Source organism: Novosphingobium sp. 32-60-15, assembly GCF_002280675.1.
Lineage (GTDB): Bacteria > Pseudomonadota > Alphaproteobacteria > Sphingomonadales > Sphingomonadaceae > Novosphingobium.
In genome coordinates, this window is sequence record NZ_NCEN01000004.1 from 1 (window position 1) to 16288 (window position 16288).

General features: G+C 57.5%; 15 protein-coding genes. 5 read left to right on the forward strand and 10 right to left on the reverse strand.

All coding sequences use genetic code 11. The features are described 5' to 3' along the window. The first annotated feature begins 135 nt into the window (after window positions 1–135). The gene (gene mazG, locus B7Y89_RS03965) at window positions 136–912 is read left to right on the forward strand and encodes a nucleoside triphosphate pyrophosphohydrolase (protein ID WP_292935974.1); all 777 of its coding nucleotides are present in this window, start codon (window positions 136–138) and stop codon (window positions 910–912) included. Here the strand turns inward: mazG and hflX are convergent. The 7 genes from hflX to dusB form a co-directional block, all read right to left on the reverse strand. Continuing rightward, a complete protein-coding gene (gene hflX, locus B7Y89_RS03970) occupies window positions 889–2238 on the reverse strand; it encodes a GTPase HflX (RefSeq protein ID WP_292936501.1) in 1350 nt (449 codons plus the stop codon). The genes mazG and hflX overlap by 24 nt on opposite strands. Continuing rightward, complete coding sequence (hfq, locus tag B7Y89_RS03975; RefSeq protein ID WP_292935976.1) at window positions 2235–2816, reverse strand: RNA chaperone Hfq; 582 nt, start codon at window positions 2814–2816, stop codon at window positions 2235–2237. The genes hflX and hfq overlap by 4 nt, the downstream gene beginning before the upstream one ends. A gap of 169 nt (window positions 2817–2985) precedes the next feature. Continuing rightward, window positions 2986–4371 (reverse strand): sigma-54 dependent transcriptional regulator, encoded by a 1386-nt coding sequence (locus B7Y89_RS03980; protein WP_292935978.1) that lies wholly within the window; start codon window positions 4369–4371, stop codon window positions 2986–2988. Window positions 4372–4382: 11 nt separating this feature from the next. Continuing rightward, window positions 4383–6581: an ATP-binding protein gene (locus B7Y89_RS03985; protein ID WP_292935980.1), complete on the reverse strand. Its 2199-nt coding sequence runs from the start codon at window positions 6579–6581 to the stop codon at window positions 4383–4385. A gap of 116 nt (window positions 6582–6697) precedes the next feature. Beyond that, a complete protein-coding gene (locus B7Y89_RS03990; RefSeq protein WP_292935982.1) occupies window positions 6698–8134 on the reverse strand; it encodes a sigma-54 dependent transcriptional regulator in 1437 nt (478 codons plus the stop codon). Next, complete coding sequence (locus B7Y89_RS03995; protein WP_292935984.1) at window positions 8131–9252, reverse strand: ATP-binding protein; 1122 nt, start codon at window positions 9250–9252, stop codon at window positions 8131–8133. Before B7Y89_RS03995 ends, B7Y89_RS03990 begins: the two co-directional genes overlap by 4 nt. Continuing rightward, window positions 9249–10304, reverse strand: coding sequence for a tRNA dihydrouridine synthase DusB (gene dusB / locus B7Y89_RS04000; protein WP_292935985.1), 1056 nt, complete (start codon window positions 10302–10304; stop codon window positions 9249–9251). The genes B7Y89_RS03995 and dusB overlap by 4 nt, the downstream gene beginning before the upstream one ends. Before the next feature lie 127 nt (window positions 10305–10431). On the opposite strand from dusB, the gene B7Y89_RS04005 reads away from it, so the two are divergent. The 3 genes from B7Y89_RS04005 to B7Y89_RS04015 are packed head-to-tail and all read left to right on the forward strand — an operon-like array spanning window position 10432 to window position 12644. Further along, entirely contained in the window at window positions 10432–11565 is a 1134-nt protein-coding gene (locus B7Y89_RS04005; protein ID WP_292935986.1) for a bifunctional 2-C-methyl-D-erythritol 4-phosphate cytidylyltransferase/2-C-methyl-D-erythritol 2,4-cyclodiphosphate synthase, read from the forward strand. Between the two features lie 19 nt (window positions 11566–11584). Beyond that, window positions 11585–12136: a hypothetical protein gene (locus tag B7Y89_RS04010; RefSeq protein ID WP_292935987.1), complete on the forward strand. Its 552-nt coding sequence runs from the start codon at window positions 11585–11587 to the stop codon at window positions 12134–12136. Between the two features lie 4 nt (window positions 12137–12140). Next, window positions 12141–12644 (forward strand): CinA family protein, encoded by a 504-nt coding sequence (locus B7Y89_RS04015; protein WP_292935988.1) that lies wholly within the window; start codon window positions 12141–12143, stop codon window positions 12642–12644. Here B7Y89_RS04015 and B7Y89_RS04020 read toward each other — a convergent pair. Next, a complete protein-coding gene (locus tag B7Y89_RS04020; protein ID WP_292935989.1) occupies window positions 12605–13066 on the reverse strand; it encodes a type II toxin-antitoxin system RatA family toxin in 462 nt (153 codons plus the stop codon). The genes B7Y89_RS04015 and B7Y89_RS04020 overlap by 40 nt on opposite strands. An 18-nt stretch (window positions 13067–13084) precedes the next feature. Continuing rightward, the gene (lipA, locus tag B7Y89_RS04025) at window positions 13085–14023 is read right to left on the reverse strand and encodes a lipoyl synthase (protein ID WP_292935990.1); all 939 of its coding nucleotides are present in this window, start codon (window positions 14021–14023) and stop codon (window positions 13085–13087) included. 65 nt (window positions 14024–14088) lie between these two features. Between lipA and B7Y89_RS04030 the strand changes: the two genes are divergently transcribed. Continuing rightward, entirely contained in the window at window positions 14089–14742 is a 654-nt protein-coding gene (locus B7Y89_RS04030) for a carbonic anhydrase (protein WP_292935991.1), read from the forward strand. An 81-nt stretch (window positions 14743–14823) separates the two neighbouring features. Here B7Y89_RS04030 and B7Y89_RS04035 read toward each other — a convergent pair whose 3' ends face one another. Beyond that, on the reverse strand, window positions 14824–16149 hold the full coding sequence (locus B7Y89_RS04035) for a hypothetical protein (RefSeq protein WP_292935992.1): 1326 nt from the start codon (window positions 16147–16149) through the stop codon (window positions 14824–14826). Between the last annotated feature and the right edge of the window lie 139 nt (window positions 16150–16288).

The following is a 16288-nucleotide window of genomic DNA, read 5'->3' on the forward strand; positions in this document are numbered from 1 at the left end:
AGTTGCAGATACTGTTGAAAGCCCACCATGATAGCAACCCTTCTGCCCTCACACTGGACACAGTTTACATGGACAGTTGTGGTATCGCTATTAACATAATCATTATTATCAAATCTAGTGTCGGAGCGCTGTGCCATGAGCTTTAACTCTCTTAGCAAACTCCTGGCGATCATGGCCCGCCTGCGCGATCCTGAACGCGGCTGCGAATGGGACTGCGCCCAAACCTTCGCAACCATCGCGCCCTATACCATCGAAGAAGCATACGAAGTCGCCGACGCGATAGAGCGCAATGACATGGCCGCGCTCAAAGAAGAGCTCGGTGATCTGCTGCTGCAAGTCGTATTTCATGCCAGAATGGCCCAAGAAGCTGATTTATTTGACTTTTATGATGTGGCGGCCGCGATTTCGGACAAAATGGAAGTTCGTCATCCGCATGTATTTCATCAACAAAACCCCGACGGCCAATCCCGCGAAGACCACTGGGAAACCGCAAAAGCCGTCGAACGCGAAGCCAAGGGCGCAACCAGCGCGATGGACGGCGTAGCCCTTGCCCTGCCTGCGTTGATGCGCGCAGAAAAGCTCCAAAAGCGTGCAGCCCGCCAGGGTTTTGACTGGCCCGATCCCGAAGGCGCGGCTGCCAAAGTCACCGAAGAAATCGATGAACTGCGCGAAGCCGCAACCGACGAAGAACGCATCGCCGAGGCCGGCGATTTGCTGTTTGCCGCAGTCAATGTGGTGCGAAAATATGGCGTCGCACCCGAAGACGCCTTGCGCGCTGCCAACGCAAAGTTTGAACGCCGCTTCCGCGGAATGGAAGCGCTAGCGCAAGGCGAGTTTGCCGGGCTGAGTCTCGAAGAACAAGAAGCCCTGTGGCAGGACGTCAAGAAATCAGAGGCTGGTAAAACGGCCTAATTCACGCGGCGTCAGGCGGACTTTGATCCGCATGGCAGGTTCACCACCCTCCCCATCGATCTGATGTTCTTCAACGATATCCCCATGCGCATGCAGCCAAGCCAAGCGCTGGCCATCGGAAAGCGGAACCATCAAATCCAGGGTCTGGGCGCTTCCGGTGAGCATGACGCCCAACTTGTCGAGGAATGCTTCAACACCCTCACCGGTCAACGCAGAGAGCGGCGCAACTGGCACGTCTGCAATTTTAGCTGAGATGATATCCTGACGCACCGCCTGGTCATCTGCGGAGAGCAAGTCCCACTTGTTCCACACCTCGATCACGGGGATGATTGTGCCCCCTTCCCCATTGATGCCGAGGTCCGCAAGGATCTGTTCGACCTCGGCTTTTTGCTCAGCCGTCGCGGGGTTAGCGACATCGCGCACATGGACGATGACATCGGCGGCAGTTACTTCTTCAAGCGTCGCGCGGAAGGCTGCAACCAATTGCGTCGGCAGATCCGAGATGAATCCGACCGTATCGGACATAATCGCCTTATCCACACCCGGAAGGCGGATAGCCCGCATCGTCGGATCAAGCGTGGCAAACAGCAAGTCTTCTGCCATCACCGTCGCGCCGGTCAAACGGTTGAACAACGTTGATTTTCCCGCATTCGTGTACCCTACCAGAGCAACCACGGGCCAAGGCGCACGTTGTCGCCGTTCACGGTGTAGTCCGCGTGTGCGGCGCACTTGTTCAAGTTCGCGGCGCAGGCGTGCCATGCGGTTGCGAATCAAGCGGCGATCTGCCTCGATCTGGGTTTCACCCGGACCGCCAAGGAAGCCGAAGCCCCCGCGTTGCCGTTCAAGGTGCGTCCAGGACCGCACCAATCGGCCAGCTTGATAATCAAGATGGGCGAGTTCGACCTGCAAGCGGCCTTCAGCAGTTGCCGCGCGCTCGCCAAAAATCTCAAGAATCAGGCCGGTGCGGTCAATGACCTTGCGCTTGAGCTTTTCCTCAAGGTTGCGTTGCTGGATCGCTGAAAGTGCGCCGTCGACAATGACAAGTTCGGCATCGGCCATGTTGCAAGCAACGCCGATGCGTTCAACTTGTCCTTCCCCGAACAGAGTGGCTGGGCGCACGGCCCGGATCGGCAGGATGAACGAGTCCACAACCTCGATACCGATCGCGCGGGCAAGGCCCTGCCCTTCTTCAAGCCGGGCTTCTGCGTCATCGCCGTAGCCGCCTCCCCGCTGCTTTATATCGGGGAGGAGGACAACGGCGCGCGCGCCACGGGTTACTTCACCGGCGACTTCGCCAGTGTTGTTGCCAAATTCAAAAGTGCTCAGGAATCCTCGCCATCCCAGTCGCCGGTGAGATCAACATGACCGGCAGGCTGAATTGTTGAAACGGCATGCTTGTAAGCAAGCTGGACATAGCCCTCACGCTCAAGCAGCATGCAGAAAAGATCGTACGACGCGACTTTGCCCTGCAACATCACACCGTTGACAAGGAACATCGTCACTTGAACGCCAGAATCGCGCACGCTGGACAGGAAGATTTCCTGCAAGAGCCGCGCCTTCTTGCTGTTTTCCTCACCCGTGGTCTGGAAGTGCGCAACCGAAAGCTGTTGTCCCGGCATGATTGTGGAAATCGCGTGTTTATAGACGAGTTGCGACTGGCCATCACGGCGCAACAGAATCGAGAAATTGTCAAACCAGGTGACAATCCCCTGAAGCTTCACACCCTTGACAAGGAACATCGTGACCGGGGTCTTGTTCTTGCGGAGATGGTTCAGGAACAAGTCTTGCAGGTTCTGGCCCTTGCCTCCGGTCGGCCCGGTTACGGGCGCTGGGGGCGGCGTTTCCACTGCGGGCACAACCTCGGCCTTGGGCTTCGGGCGTGCGGTAAGTGTCTTTCCGGTCATTTCTTCTGACTCCGTTTTCTATTGGCTCAGCCCCTTTATGGGACCTCGCAATCTGGCCGTTACGGATTTCGCCGCTTTTGCCGGGTTCGATTTCAAGTGTAGGTCGCTACTTGCCAGAGGTAAACATGAGAAATCGCCGCAAGTTCCGAATAAATGCGTATTCACGACTCTATTCGTCGTCTTCCCCTTCACGACGATCCGCCATGCCGAGCAGTTTGAGCTTCCTGTGAAGGGCAGACCGCTCCATGCCTATGAAGCTGGCAGTCTTGGAAATATTCCCTGAAAACCGCCGAATTTGTACCTTGAGATACTCACGTTCAAAGTTTTCGCGCGCCTCTCTTAAGGGCACGCCCATAAGCGATGAACCTCCTGCTTCTCCGCCCATAGGAGTTGCAACGATTTCGGAGGGAAGCATGTCGCCATCGATCCGGGCAAGGCGATCGCGCGGCGCCAGAATGATCGTACGCTCGATCACATTGCGCAATTGGCGGACGTTGCCGGGCCAATCATAGCTTTGCAGGGCGGCCATTGCTTCCGGCGTTACGGCAGGTGGCGTGACGCCTTGTTCATTGGCGTACCGCGCGAAGAAATGATCGACCAGTGCCGGAATATCTTCGCGCCGTTCGGTCAAGGACGGGATTGCTACAGGCACGACATTGAGGCGGTAATAGAGGTCCTCACGAAAGCGGCGTTCTGCGATTTCCTTTTCAAGCGGGCGCGACGACGATGAAACGACGCGCACGTCCACGCGCAATTGGCGATGGCCACCAACGCGGACGAAGGCCTGCTCGGTCAAAACGCGCAGAATGCGAGCTTGGCTGGAAGGCGGCATGTCGGACACTTCGTCAAGGAACAGTGTCCCACCATCAGCCATTTCGAGCAGCCCTGCCCGGACCAATTTGCCGTCAATTTCCTCACCGAACAATTCCTGTTCAAAGCGTTCGGGCGTAATGCGTGCAGAATTGACGGTAACAAAAGCGTTTTGCGCGCGTGGGCTCCACGAATGCAGCAGGCGCGCGGCCACTTCCTTGCCCGACCCTGCAGGGCCCGTAATCAACAAGCGGCTGCCGGTGTTTGCGACACGTTTGAGGGTGGCGCGTACCTGGTTGATGGAAGTGCTGTTGCCGGTGAATTCATCGGCCATGACAAAGTCCTGGCGCAAGCGGGCGTTCTCGCGGCGCAATCGCTCGGTTTCCGTGGCACGTTCAACAAGCAGCAGCAGGCGTTCTGCCTCGAAGGGCTTTTCCAGGAAATCCATCGCGCCGCGGCTGATCGCGGATACGGCCGTATCAATGTTGCCGTGGCCTGAAAATATGATGACGGGCAATTCAGGTTCCCGCCGTTTGATTTCATCCAACACTTCAAGCCCGTCCATCGGGCTGCCATGGAGCCAGACGTCCAGCAACACGAGACTCGGTCGCCGCTCATCCACGGCGGCAAGCGCTGATGTACTGTCTGCTGCGGTGCGACAGCCGTAGCCTTCGTCGCTCAACACGCCTGCCACCAGTTCCCTGATGTCGCGTTCGTCGTCGACGATGAGGATGTCGAGTGCCATTTTGGGTCCTGTCAGTCCTGTTCGGTGCCGGTATTGGCTGAATTCAAAAGGGGATCACGCGCAAAACGCATAGTTACGCTCGTTCCGCCGGTGGGTTGGGCTGTGAAGGCCATTTCGCCACCGTGCTCTTCGATAATCTTGTGGACGATCGCCAAGCCGAGGCCAGTCCCTTTTTCGCGTGTGGTGACATAGGGTTCAAGAATGCGATCACGTTCGGCCGGAAGGCCGATGCCGTTGTCTGTCACGGAAATGGTTACAGTCTCGGCATCGCCTGTCAGTGTAACTGCGATTTGGCCGCGATAATCCACGTCAGCCAATTTCGATTTTGTTTCAATCGCTTCAACTGCATTTTTCAGCACATTCGTCATGCATTGACCGAACTGATGGCGGTCACATTCCAGCGGATAGTTGAGCTGGTCACTGGCGAAGTTGTAGGCAATTTGCGTGTGCGCAACTTCTTGCAAGAACAACGATTGCCGCACCAGATCACTGGCATCTTCGGCCCGGAAAACCGGCTTTGGCAGCCGTGCAAACGAGGAGAATTCATCAACCATTTTGCGCAAATCGCCGACTTGGCGAATGATCGTTGCGGTCAATTCCTCAAACAGTTCGGGGTCTGTTTCAATTTGTCGGCCATAGCGACGGCGCAAGCGCTCAGTGGCAAGCTGGATGGGCGTTAGCGGATTTTTGATTTCATGAGCGATACGGCGGGCAACGTCTGACCATGCGGCGCGTCGCTGATCAAGCAATTGGCGCGTAATGTCTTCAAACGTGATCACGTAGCCATTGCTGTCTTTGGCGACACGGACGGCAAGCGTGCGCAAATCGCCTGCAAGGGGATGCTGGATGACGTTGTTGGGTTGGCCAGAGGCCACCAGTTGCGCAAATACCGGCGAGACGTCAGAAAGCGATTTCCCGATAGGGGATTCTGCACCCGGAGCCAGCAAGAGCCGCGCAGCTGAAGGGTTGATCAACTGGATCGTACCATCGCGACCAATGGAAATGATCCCGGCGGTTATCGATTCCAACACCGCTTCGATGAAGGCGCGGCGCACTTCCAATTGCGCATTGGCAGACACCAGAGCCTGGGTTTGCCCCTCAAGCTGCTGCGTCATCCGGTTAAACGCACGGGCAAGCAGGCCAATTTCATCGGTGCCGCTGTTCTGCGCCACGCGCATGGCGAAGTTGCCGCTGCCGATGTTGCGCGCAGCCGATACCAGTTCAGCCAAGGGGGCCACTTGGCGATCAGCAAAGCGCAGCGCGGCCCACACCGCCAGCCCGACAAGCGCAAGGCTGATGACAAAGAGCGCGATGTTGAAGCGCAATTGCAAGGCGCGGGCGCGGGTGGTCAGCATATCGTACGCCTTGAGTACGGTCTGCGCGCGCTCCCATTGTTCGAGCGCCAGAGCATTCGAATTGCGGGCGGCGTAAAGATAGATTCCGCGGCCTTTATCAACGGCGGTAACAGCATCGATGCGTTCAGCCGATGCGTTCACGACGACAGTTTCTCCAGCGTCGAGCCGCTTCAGATCAGCGGCTGACACGCGTTGCCGGTCATCCGTTTTTTCAGGATCTACAATCGCAGCAGTACGCAAAGTGCCGTCAGGCGCGCGCTCAAGAATGGCGGATTCGTTCAGTTGGCGACTAAGGACCTGAAACGAGTAGCCTTCTGCAAATTCCGTCGAGGTAATCGCGGCTTGATCAAGGTAATCACGAATGTCGCCGGCCATCGTGACAGTCTCGTTGCCAACATCGCGCAACTTGTCTTCATAATATCCGCGCGCAAGCTGGTTGGCGTTTTCCAGCATGCCGCGTGAACTATCGGAAAACCAGAACTCCACCCCCGACTGAAAAAGGATAGATGCAAAGACCACCACCAACAGCGTTGGCACCGCAGCGATCAAAGAGAACAGCCAGACAAGCCTGACGTGCAAGCGCCCGCTTGATCCCAACAGACTGCGGCTGGCGCGACGAATTGCAAGACGGCGTCCGCCCAGCACCAGAAGGGCCATTGCCGGGACAATTGTGCCGATCAGCAGCGTTGATGTCAGCCGTGATGGAAGTATCTGTCCTTCATTGCTGGAACCGGTTACGGTGAGCCAACTGACAGCGATCATCAGGGCAAAAATGGCAGACGCTGCCAATTCCAGCAGCAAAAGGACATTGGCACGACGAAGACTGACAAGGACCCGCCGCCACCAACGTGGCATGCGCCGAACCTTTATCGTGCCTTCATTTTGCATAGTTGCTATATAACAACACTGCTGTGGCAAAAATGCAAGTGGAAAGCACCAAAATTGAACAAAGGCTGTGCTTCAAGACAAGATCACTCTTTGACGATGTAGTCTTCCGGAAAAATACCAAGATCAGACAAGCGCTTGCGCAATGTGTTGCGGTTAATGCCCAGCATTTGGGCGGCGCGCAGTTGATTGCCACCTGTCTTGCCCAATACGTTCAAAAACAGTGGCCTTTCGAACGCAGCCAGGGCCGCGCTGTAATAATCGCCGGGTTCAGGGTGGTGTTCTTCAAGCCAAAAATCGACCGCAGCGCCAAGATCGGCAGGATCTTTTGAACCAAGGTCGGAATTGCGAGAAACTGCGGCACCTTCGGTTTGTGCAAGCAGCGGTTCAATGGACGTTGCATCAATAACTTCATCGCGGGCCAGCAGAGCAAGCCGATAAATGAAGTTGCGCAATTCGCGCACGTTCCCGCGCCATGGCTGACGCGCAAGAATGTCGGCACCAGCCTCGGTCAAGTGGCGTCGCGGCAGCCCTTCTGCGGCGGCTTGGGCAAGGAAGTGGCGTGCCAAGGCTTCGATATCGTCTGTTCGTTCGCGCAGTGGCGGAAGCTCGATCGGCACTACGGCGATGCGGTAATACAAGTCTTCGCGGAAAGTGCCGGCGGCGATCATCGGCAGCAGGTCGCGATTGGTGGCTGCTACGATCCGGCAATCGAGCGTAATCTCGTCCCGTCCGCCGACGCGGCGGATTTTGCCCGATTGAAGCGCGCGCAAAAGCCGGGTTTGCGCCTGCATTGGCATATCGCCGATTTCATCAAGGAAAAGCGTTCCACCACTCGCCTGTTCGAACTTGCCGATGGATCGCGCCACTGCTCCGGTGAACGCACCCTTTTCATGCCCGAACAATTCGCTCTCGATCAATTCACTCGGGATAGCGGCTGTGTTGACCGCAATGAACGGACCAGAGCGACGGTTGCCCAGTTCATGAATGGCTTCAGCGACCAGTTCCTTGCCTGTGCCTGATTCCCCAAGGATCAGGACGGTCAGGTCATTGCGGAGAACGCGCGTGATCATGCGGTAGACCGCTTGCATCGCTGCGCTGCGCCCGACCAGCGGCAACCCCTGAGGCACGTCCTGAGGCACGTCGAACGCTTCGGCTTCAGCTTTGCCAATGGCCTGCGTAACAGTGCGGATCAGTTCCTCAAGGTCGAACGGCTTGGGAAAGTATTCGAACGCTCCGGTATCGCTGGCGCGAACGGCGGTATCGAGGGTGTTTTGTGCTGACAGAATGATGATCGGCAGGCCCGGATCGGCATCGCGCACCCGGCCAATCGTCTCGATCCCGTCGCCGTCGGTCAACATCACGTCGGTCAACAGCAGGTGATAGGCATGGTTGGCAAGAAACCGGTCGCGCCCAGCGATGGAATCGCAGCGATCAACGGTAAAGCCCTCGGCTTCGAGAGCGGCGGTGATGACGAGGGCGATCGAAGCATCATCCTCAACCAGCAGGACGCGTTTCCTCATGATGCAGGGACCGATCCTGCGACTGGCAGATGAATGCGGAAGTGTGTCCAACCGCCCAGTTCATCGCGATCATGGGTAATGCGACCGTTCATTTCGCGAACCAACTTTTGCACCAAAGCAAGCCCCAGCCCTTGCCCGTTCTTCTTGCCGGTGACGAAAGGCTCAAAAATATGATCGCGCAATGACGGGTCTATACCGGGACCATTATCGGACACGCGCAGTTCTATCGGCAACCGCAGCGGCACTCCGCCCGGTCCTGTGTGCAGCAAGATGCCGCTGGCAAAGCGCGTGCGGACCACGATGCGCGGCGATGGCTGTGATTGACACGCCTCGCGTCCGTTGCTCAGCAGATTAAGCAAGACCTGCACCAGCGAGTCCGGGTTTGCCATAATCGGCGGAAGGGAGGGATCGAACTCCTCCTCGATCGCCACCGGTTCAGGCGATCCGGCAGCAATGACGGCCTGCGCTCGCCGGACAGCCTCATGCAAATTGCACGATTGCGCAGGTTCCGTGCGGCGGCGTGAGAGCGATTGCATCTGGTCGATCAACTTGGCGATACGGTCGACTTCCGCAGTGATGAGGCCCGTCATGGCGCGATCGCGCTCTGACAGCTTGCGATCCAGCAATTGTGCGGCACCGCGAATCCCCGCAAGCGGATTCTTGATTTCATGCGCCAGCACCTCGGGCGCGCGCAGGGCGATGCCCTCCCCGCCACCTGCCCCGCCGCCATCGCCTGACAATGCTTCAACCCCAACGCCTTCGTGGAGCATGAGCAATTGCCAACCGGGGCAGTAATTGACGGGGCTGGTCATCACGTCAAACCTACGTGGTGCCTGCCCCCGGATTTGAACGCGAACGCCCCGCGCGAAAAGCTGCGCCTCTCCTTCGGCCAGGCGGCCAAGGATAAGCGGCTCATCAAATTCGAAGAGTTCGGCAACCGATTTGCCGACCAACCGGCGCGCGCCCTGCCCCATCAGTTGCTCAGCCGCCGGATTAACCGCCGCAACAATCAAATCGGGGTCCAATTGCAGCAGGGCAAGCGGCAGACTGGCAACGACGCGCTTCGGATCGGGCTTTTGGGTCGGGTCCTGTTTGCGCCAATCCGGAAGAGTAATCATGCTGCTGCCCGGTGCTCCGCCTGATTTTCGCCCGCGTTAGCCAGTTGATGCTCAATCGCGCGACCATAGAAATCGGCAAGGCTGGCAATGACCGCATCAGGATCATCGATAAAGTTGACCTTGTTCCGGAAATCGGCCGAGCCGTGAAGGCCCTTGGTATACCAACCCAGATGCTTGCGCGCCATGTTGACACCCGTAACCGTGCCGTAATGCGCCTGCATGGCATGATAATGCTCAATGATCAGCGCGTATTGTTCGGCCAACGTCGGATCGGCCAAACGCTCACCCGTTTGCAGCCAGTGCATCATCTGGCCCAGCAACCATGGACGGCCATAAGACCCCCGCCCGATCATTACGCCATCCGCGCCACTTTGCTCGATGGCCGTGGCTACGTCCTCGATCGTACAAATGTCACCATTCACCAGAACCGGCAGCGACACCGCCTCTTTCACTTGGCGGACGAACGCCCAATCGGCATTGCCTTTGTACAATTGGTTGCGCGTGCGTCCGTGTACAGTGATCATTTTCGCGCCCAAGTCCTCGGCAATGCGCGCAAGTTCGGGGGCGTTCAGGCTATCATGGCACCAGCCCATGCGCATTTTGACCGTGACCGGTACGCTGACGGCCTTGACCGTCGCTTCGATCAGGCGCGTGGCTAGCGGAATGTCGCGCATCAAGGCTGAACCGGCATCACCATTAACAACCTTGCGCACCGGACAGCCCATGTTGATGTCGATGATCGCCGCGCCCTTGTCCTCGGAAAGCTTCGCAGCCTCGGCCATTTGCACCGGATCACAACCGACAAGCTGCATTGAAACCGGCTCCTCCGTTGGATGCCACGCTGCCTTCTGGATAGACTGACGCGTTTCGCGGATTGCCGCAGGGCTGGCGATCATTTCGGTTACATTCAGGCCCGAACCAAAGCGGCGCACGATGGTGCGGAAAGGCAAGTCTGAAACGCCCGTCATAGGCGCAAGCACAACCGGCCAATCTACGTTGACGGGGCCAACCTGGATCGGCTTGAGTTGTGGTGGAACGGGAACGTCGGACATACGATAACCTGCCTAAAAAACAGGCAGCTGTCTAAGCCATCGCCACGCAAACGGCAAGGCTGTTGCTCCCACAGGGCAAGCGCTGGTAGAGGCGCCAACAATGGATAGGCAGGACTCCCCAAACGCCATGCGGACAGCAGCCATTGTCGTGGCTGCGGGCAAAGGACTGCGCACCGGTGGCGCTGTTCCCAAGCAGTTCGTTGCATGGCGCGGAAAACCCTTGGTTCGGCATTCGGTCGAGGCTTTGGCAATGGCCGGGATTGCACCAATCGTTATCGCTATCCCCGAAGGTTGGGATGACATTGCGGCAGCGTCAGTGGCTGGCATTGCCGGGGTGCAATTTGTGCACGGCGGGGCAACGCGGCAAGAATCGGTCAAGCGAGCGCTTGAAGCGTTGGCGCACGTCGCACCTCAAACCGTGCTGATTCATGACGCCGCGAGGCCTGTTTTGCCGCGCTCAGTCATTGATGGGCTGTTACGGGCATTGGCAAGCGAACCTGCAGCGATACCGGTCCTGCCGGTCGTCGACAGCATGGTTCGTGGAACGTCAGGATTTCGGGCAGAAACTGTAGCGCGCGATGAACTCTACCGCGTGCAAACCCCCCAAGGTTTTGATTATAGTGCAATACTTGAAGCGCACAGACGGTGGCAAGGTCCGTTTGACGCAGGCGACGATGCCCAAGTTGCTGATGCTGCCGGGATGCAGGTCACGTTAACCGCAGGTGACGAAGACTTGCGAAAAGTGACGTTCGCCGCCGATTTACAGGAGCCTTCAATGAACCGTCCCCCGCGCACAGGCATGGGCTTTGACGTCCACCGGCTTGTCGAAGGCGAGGACTTGTGGCTTTGCGGTGTCAAAATACCGCACGACAAGGGCCTTTCGGGGCACTCAGACGCAGACGTTGCGATTCACGCGCTTGTCGATGCTCTGCTGGGCGCCATTGCTGCGGGCGATATTGGCGATCACTTCCCTCCATCTGATCCGCATGGGAAAGGCGCTTCATCGGACCGGTTTCTGGCCCACGCAGCGCAGCTTGTGGCCAAGGACGGGTATCGCATTGCCAACGTTGACGTCACGATCATTTGCGAGGCGCCGAAGATCGGACCGCATAAGTTTGTGATGCGCGAGGCGCTTGCCCGGATTCTCGGGATTGACTTGGCCGCCGTCTCGGTCAAGGCGACGACTACTGAACGGTTGGGACTGACAGGGCGCGGTGAAGGTATCGCGGCGCAGGCTGTGGTCACGGTTGTTCCAGAGTGATGGCGTAGGAGAAGAAACGATGGCGTTGTTTCGGTCAGTTTTCGCTCTTGGCGCGACGGTTGCTCTGGCACAGGGGCAATTTGCCTATGCATCGACGAATGCAGAAAACTGCCTCAGCGAAGCCGAAGTTGGCGGATTGGTAGGCTATGCCCTGCCATCCGTCATTGATGGCGCGATGAAGGCATGCAAACCGCACTTGTCGCCAACAGGCTTCTTCGCAACGCGCGGGACTGCATTTGCAGGGCAATATGCAGCGCGCAAGGATTTGAACTGGCCCGTTGCAAAAAACGCGTTCCTCAAGCTTGGCGGAAGCAAAGACGCCACGATGAACAGCACATTGAAGGCCCTGCCCGATGGTGCATTGCAACCTTTTGTCGAGGCGATGGTTTCGGAAATGGTCGGTGGTGAAATCAAGCCCAACCAGTGCACAGCCATTGAACGGGGTGTGCGTATTTTATCCCCGCTTCCGGCCGAAAACACGGCGGAACTTATAACCTTTGTCGTAGTGCTCGCAGACAAACCGAAGAACGGTAAGCCCGCGTCTCTGCCGATTTGCAAGGCTGCAAACTAAGACCATGGACAGCATTCTTCCCGCAGAAATTGGCATCCTCGCACGCCGCGTGATCGAGGAAAACGCAGCCCTTGGCCGCAAGCTGGCTGTTGCAGAAAGCTGCACCGGCGGCTTGGTAGCAGCAGCATTAACCGAAGTGCCGGGAAGTTCGGCCGTGCTTGACCGTGGATTTGTCACGTACTCAAACGAAGCCAAGATCCAGCTTTTAGGCGTGTCCGAGGACGTGATCGACACGTTTGGCGCAGTCTCTATCGCCGTGGCATGGTCGATGGCTCAGGGCGCGCTGAAGAGATCAGGGGCTGATGTTGCCGTTGCGATTACAGGTGTGGCGGGTCCTGAAGGCGGGACTGATCAAAAGCCGGTCGGTACCGTGGTGTTTGCATGCGCCAAGCGCGGGGAAGATCCCGAAGCGACCAATGCTGAACTCAAGATGTTTGAAAACGCGATTACACGGGCAGACGTTCGCTTTCAGGCAACACTCGTGGCGTTGGAGTTGTTATTGCCGTAAAGTTGCTGGGCACGCTTTTCAAATGCCGCCACCATTTTACGAAAAGCGCTGTCAAGATATTGCCCGGCCAGCTTTTCAAAGATCGCATTGCGGAATGCGAAGTCTACGGAAAAGTCGATGCGGCAGCCGCCATCCGCAGATGGCGTAAATGTCCAATCGTTCGCCAAATTCTTCAGCGGTCCTTCGAGATACTCGACTTTGATAGACCGATTGCGGTCTTTCAAGACGCGTGAGGTGAACTTTTCCCGCAGCGCGCTAAAGCCGACCAACATGTCGGCAATCATCACGGTTTCGTCTTCAGATTTGATCCGCGTCGCGACAACCCACGGCAAAAATTCGGCATAGCGGCGCACGTCAGCGACCAGACTATACATCTGTTCAGCCGACCATGGCAGTTCACGGGTTTCAGCGATATGCGGCAAGATCAGCCGTCCTTTGCCTCAGACTTTTAATGCAACCTTGGCGAGTTGCGCTTCGCGCGCCGCCCGCATCTCCCGGAAATCATCGCCCGCGTGATAGCTTGACCGGGTGAGCGGGGTTGCGGCGACTTGCAGAAAGCCTTTGGCCCGCGCGATGGAACCGTAAGCATCGAATGCCTTGGGCGTGACAAATTCGATCACTTTGGCGTGCTTTGGCGTGGGTTGCAGATATTGACCCATCGTCAGGAAATCGATCTGCGCCGAACGCATATCGTCCATCACCTGATGCACCTCAAGCCGCTGCTCACCCAGCCCCAGCATAACGCCTGACTTGGTAAAGATGCGCGGATTGTGGCGTTTTACCTGCTCAAGCAAGCGCAACGAGGCGTAGTAGCGCGCGCCCGGTCGTATCGTCGGGTATAGCCGTGGCACGGTTTCAAGATTGTGATTGTAAACGTCTGGACCAGCATCGACGATGGCTTCGACTGCGGATTCCATCTTGTTGCGGAAATCAGGCGTCAGGATTTCGATGGTCGTGTCCGGCGTCATCTCACGCAGGGCTTTGATGACTTTGACGAAATGGCCTGCGCCACCGTCGGGCAGATCATCGCGGTCAACCGACGTGATAACAATATGCGTAAGGCCCAACTTTGCAGCAGCGGTGGCGACGTTCATCGGTTCCAGCGGGTCAACTGCACGTGGCATACCCGTCTTCACGTTGCAGAAAGCGCAGGCGCGGGTGCAAACATCGCCCAGGATCATCACCGTGGCGTGCTTCTTGGTCCAGCATTCACCGATGTTCGGACACGCAGCCTCTTCACACACCGTGTTCAGACCGAGTTTGCGCATCAAGTTGCGCGTTTCGCCGTAACCTTTGCTGGTGGGGGCTTTGACACGGATCCAGTCAGGTTTCCGTTGACGCTCGGGCTTAAGGGCCGGTGATGAAGCAGTTTCGTTCATGCCGATCAGATAGGCGCAACTGCATTCACTTGAAAGACCCAATTGATACGTCCATTGTCACACCCATGGACCAAACCGCGACACCAGAACTCGATCGGCTTATCGCCGGATATCAACGCTTCCGCGAACAAGCGTGGCACCCGAAGCTGGAACGGTGGGCAGAACTGAATACCGGCCAAGCGCCGGACACTATGATCATCGCGTGTTCGGATAGCCGGGTTGATCCTGCACAGATATTTGATGTCGATCCGGGAGAAATTTTCGTGGTGCGCAATGTTGCCGCGATGGTGCCGCCGTTTGAAACAACGCCAGGGCATCACGGCGTTTCAGCCGCGCTTGAATTTGCTGTACAAGTACTGAAGGTTAAAGAAATCATCGTGATGGGCCATGGCCTTTGCGGCGGTTGCAAAGCGGCCTTGTCGCAAGACCTTAAAGGCACAGAGCCCGGTCAAGGCGGTTTCATCGCCGATTGGATTGCGCTGCTGGATGATGCGCGCGAGGAAGTCGTAGGGAAGCACGGCAGTTCCGGCCAAGCAGCGGAGCGTGCAATGGAACTGGCCGGTGTTCGCGCCAGCCTCGCCAACTTGCGCACTTTCCCTTGTGTGCAGATCAAAGAGGGCCGCGGCCAACTACGACTACGCGGCGCGTTCTTCGCGATATCGGACGGGTTGCTACATCTGCTTGATGAAGCAACAGGAGAGTTTGCACCGGTCAACTGACGCGGCGCAGACCAACCAAAAAAGGGCGGCCCGCAAAGGCCGCCCCCTTTTCGTATCAAGGCGTTTTATGCGCCCAAAAGGTTACGGACGCGCTTGCGTCGTAGCGAAGGCAGACCACAGCCGGGCCAGTGAAGCGCGCGCGCCACCGACTTGCGCAAAGGAAGCTTTGGCTTCTTCAAACTTGTCCTGATCAATTTGTGCAATGCCTAGACGTGTCAGCGCACGATCTTTGTCGATGTTGCCCTTTTCAAGGGCCATCTTGTACATCTCTTCTGCCTTGGCAGCCTCATCGTATGACAGGTAAGCATCGGCCATTGCCAATGCGCTTCGGCCATCCTTGCCTGCGCGGGCTTCGCGGTCCAATGCTGGCAGTGAAGCCTTATCGGCTGCAATGCGGCCCTTGGCTTGTGACATGGCGTCGGCGACAAAAGGATCGTTGGCGCGCAAAACGCCTGCCTTTACGCCACTTTCAGCAACCTTGAGCACTTCGCCGGGCAGACGACGCGGATCGGCAGCTTCGATATATTCGATATATTCACGCTCGACATACTTCGGATCGTTCTGGAACCCGCCCGAGCGGAGAAGAAGGCGTCCAAGATCAAGCGATTCCTGATTGGTGAACGTGCCAAATTCACGCGCAAGCTGGCCAGCACCAAGCCAATTGAGGGCCGTCGGATCATTCTCGACCATCATCGTCGACCATTCGATCGCTTGAGGACCGAGGCGGTTCTTGTATGCAATCAGGTTTGCCCGCTTGTACCAGCCTTCAGGCACTACGCCGCCAGCAGCCTTGCGCGCTGTCAGGGCCGAACGAAGGGCATCGAGCGCCTGCGCATGCTGGCCTTGCTGCGAATAGCTGTCTGCCAGCAGTTCGGCTGCCGTGTCATCCTTGTAATTGGCCTGCACGACCGTCGTCAGCGCCGCAATCGCCGCAGGGTAATCCTTGTTTGAATAGGCGAAATTGCCAAGATAGAATTGATATTCGGTCACATTGGCCGCAGGCACCATGCCGCTGTCGAGCATGTTCTTCATGCCGCGCTGCCGCATGGCGACGTCGTTCAAGGTTCCGCCGATGCTGACGCCCCAGCCCCCAGCGGCCATGCGATCAAGCGGCGTCGAGATGGCAGCTTCAGCTGCGGCCAACTCTGCTTTCGCATTGGTGAGCAAAGCAGCCTGCGCTTCAGGTGTTGCGCCCTTTTTCTTGGCTTCATCAAGAGCAGTTACAGTTTTCTGGATGGGGCCAGCGGCAGCAACAAACTCTTTCGAGTACGATGCCTTTACTTCCTTTGGCTTCTTTTCTGCAGCGATTGCTGCTGTGGCGCCCACGGTCAGCGCTGCTGCGCCGATGCTGGTGGCGAGCACGAGGGCCATCGCCGTCTTGCCAATCAACCCAAAAGTAGCACGCATATAACTCGTCTCCTGTTCGACCGGATGCGGCGGCGGGGCTACCGTGCCTTGCGCCACAGCGCATCCTGTGTCCTCTCACCATTGGCTGCTTCCGCTAGTGGCGCGGAATTTTAACCTTGGCAACGGGGTGAGCGCTACC

What these genes read in the sequence shown, in the direction of transcription:
- mazG (WP_292935974.1), top strand. Translation starts at nt 136, where the DNA reads ATGAGCTTTAACTCTCTTAGCAAACTCCTGGCGATCATGGCCCGCCTG.
- hfq (WP_292935976.1), bottom strand. Translation starts at nt 2,816, where the DNA reads ATGACCGGAAAGACACTTACCGCACGCCCGAAGCCCAAGGCCGAGGTT.
- B7Y89_RS03980 (WP_292935978.1), bottom strand. Translation starts at nt 4,371, where the DNA reads ATGGCACTCGACATCCTCATCGTCGACGACGAACGCGACATCAGGGAA.
- B7Y89_RS03985 (WP_292935980.1), bottom strand. Translation starts at nt 6,581, where the DNA reads ATGCCACGTTGGTGGCGGCGGGTCCTTGTCAGTCTTCGTCGTGCCAAT.
- B7Y89_RS03990 (WP_292935982.1), bottom strand. Translation starts at nt 8,134, where the DNA reads ATGAGGAAACGCGTCCTGCTGGTTGAGGATGATGCTTCGATCGCCCTC.
- B7Y89_RS03995 (WP_292935984.1), bottom strand. Translation starts at nt 9,252, where the DNA reads ATGATTACTCTTCCGGATTGGCGCAAACAGGACCCGACCCAAAAGCCC.
- dusB (WP_292935985.1), bottom strand. Translation starts at nt 10,304, where the DNA reads ATGTCCGACGTTCCCGTTCCACCACAACTCAAGCCGATCCAGGTTGGC.
- B7Y89_RS04005 (WP_292935986.1), top strand. Translation starts at nt 10,432, where the DNA reads ATGCGGACAGCAGCCATTGTCGTGGCTGCGGGCAAAGGACTGCGCACC.
- B7Y89_RS04010 (WP_292935987.1), top strand. Translation starts at nt 11,585, where the DNA reads ATGGCGTTGTTTCGGTCAGTTTTCGCTCTTGGCGCGACGGTTGCTCTG.
- B7Y89_RS04015 (WP_292935988.1), top strand. Translation starts at nt 12,141, where the DNA reads ATGGACAGCATTCTTCCCGCAGAAATTGGCATCCTCGCACGCCGCGTG.
- lipA (WP_292935990.1), bottom strand. Translation starts at nt 14,023, where the DNA reads ATGAACGAAACTGCTTCATCACCGGCCCTTAAGCCCGAGCGTCAACGG.
- B7Y89_RS04030 (WP_292935991.1), top strand. Translation starts at nt 14,089, where the DNA reads ATGGACCAAACCGCGACACCAGAACTCGATCGGCTTATCGCCGGATAT.
- B7Y89_RS04035 (WP_292935992.1), bottom strand. Translation starts at nt 16,149, where the DNA reads ATGCGTGCTACTTTTGGGTTGATTGGCAAGACGGCGATGGCCCTCGTG.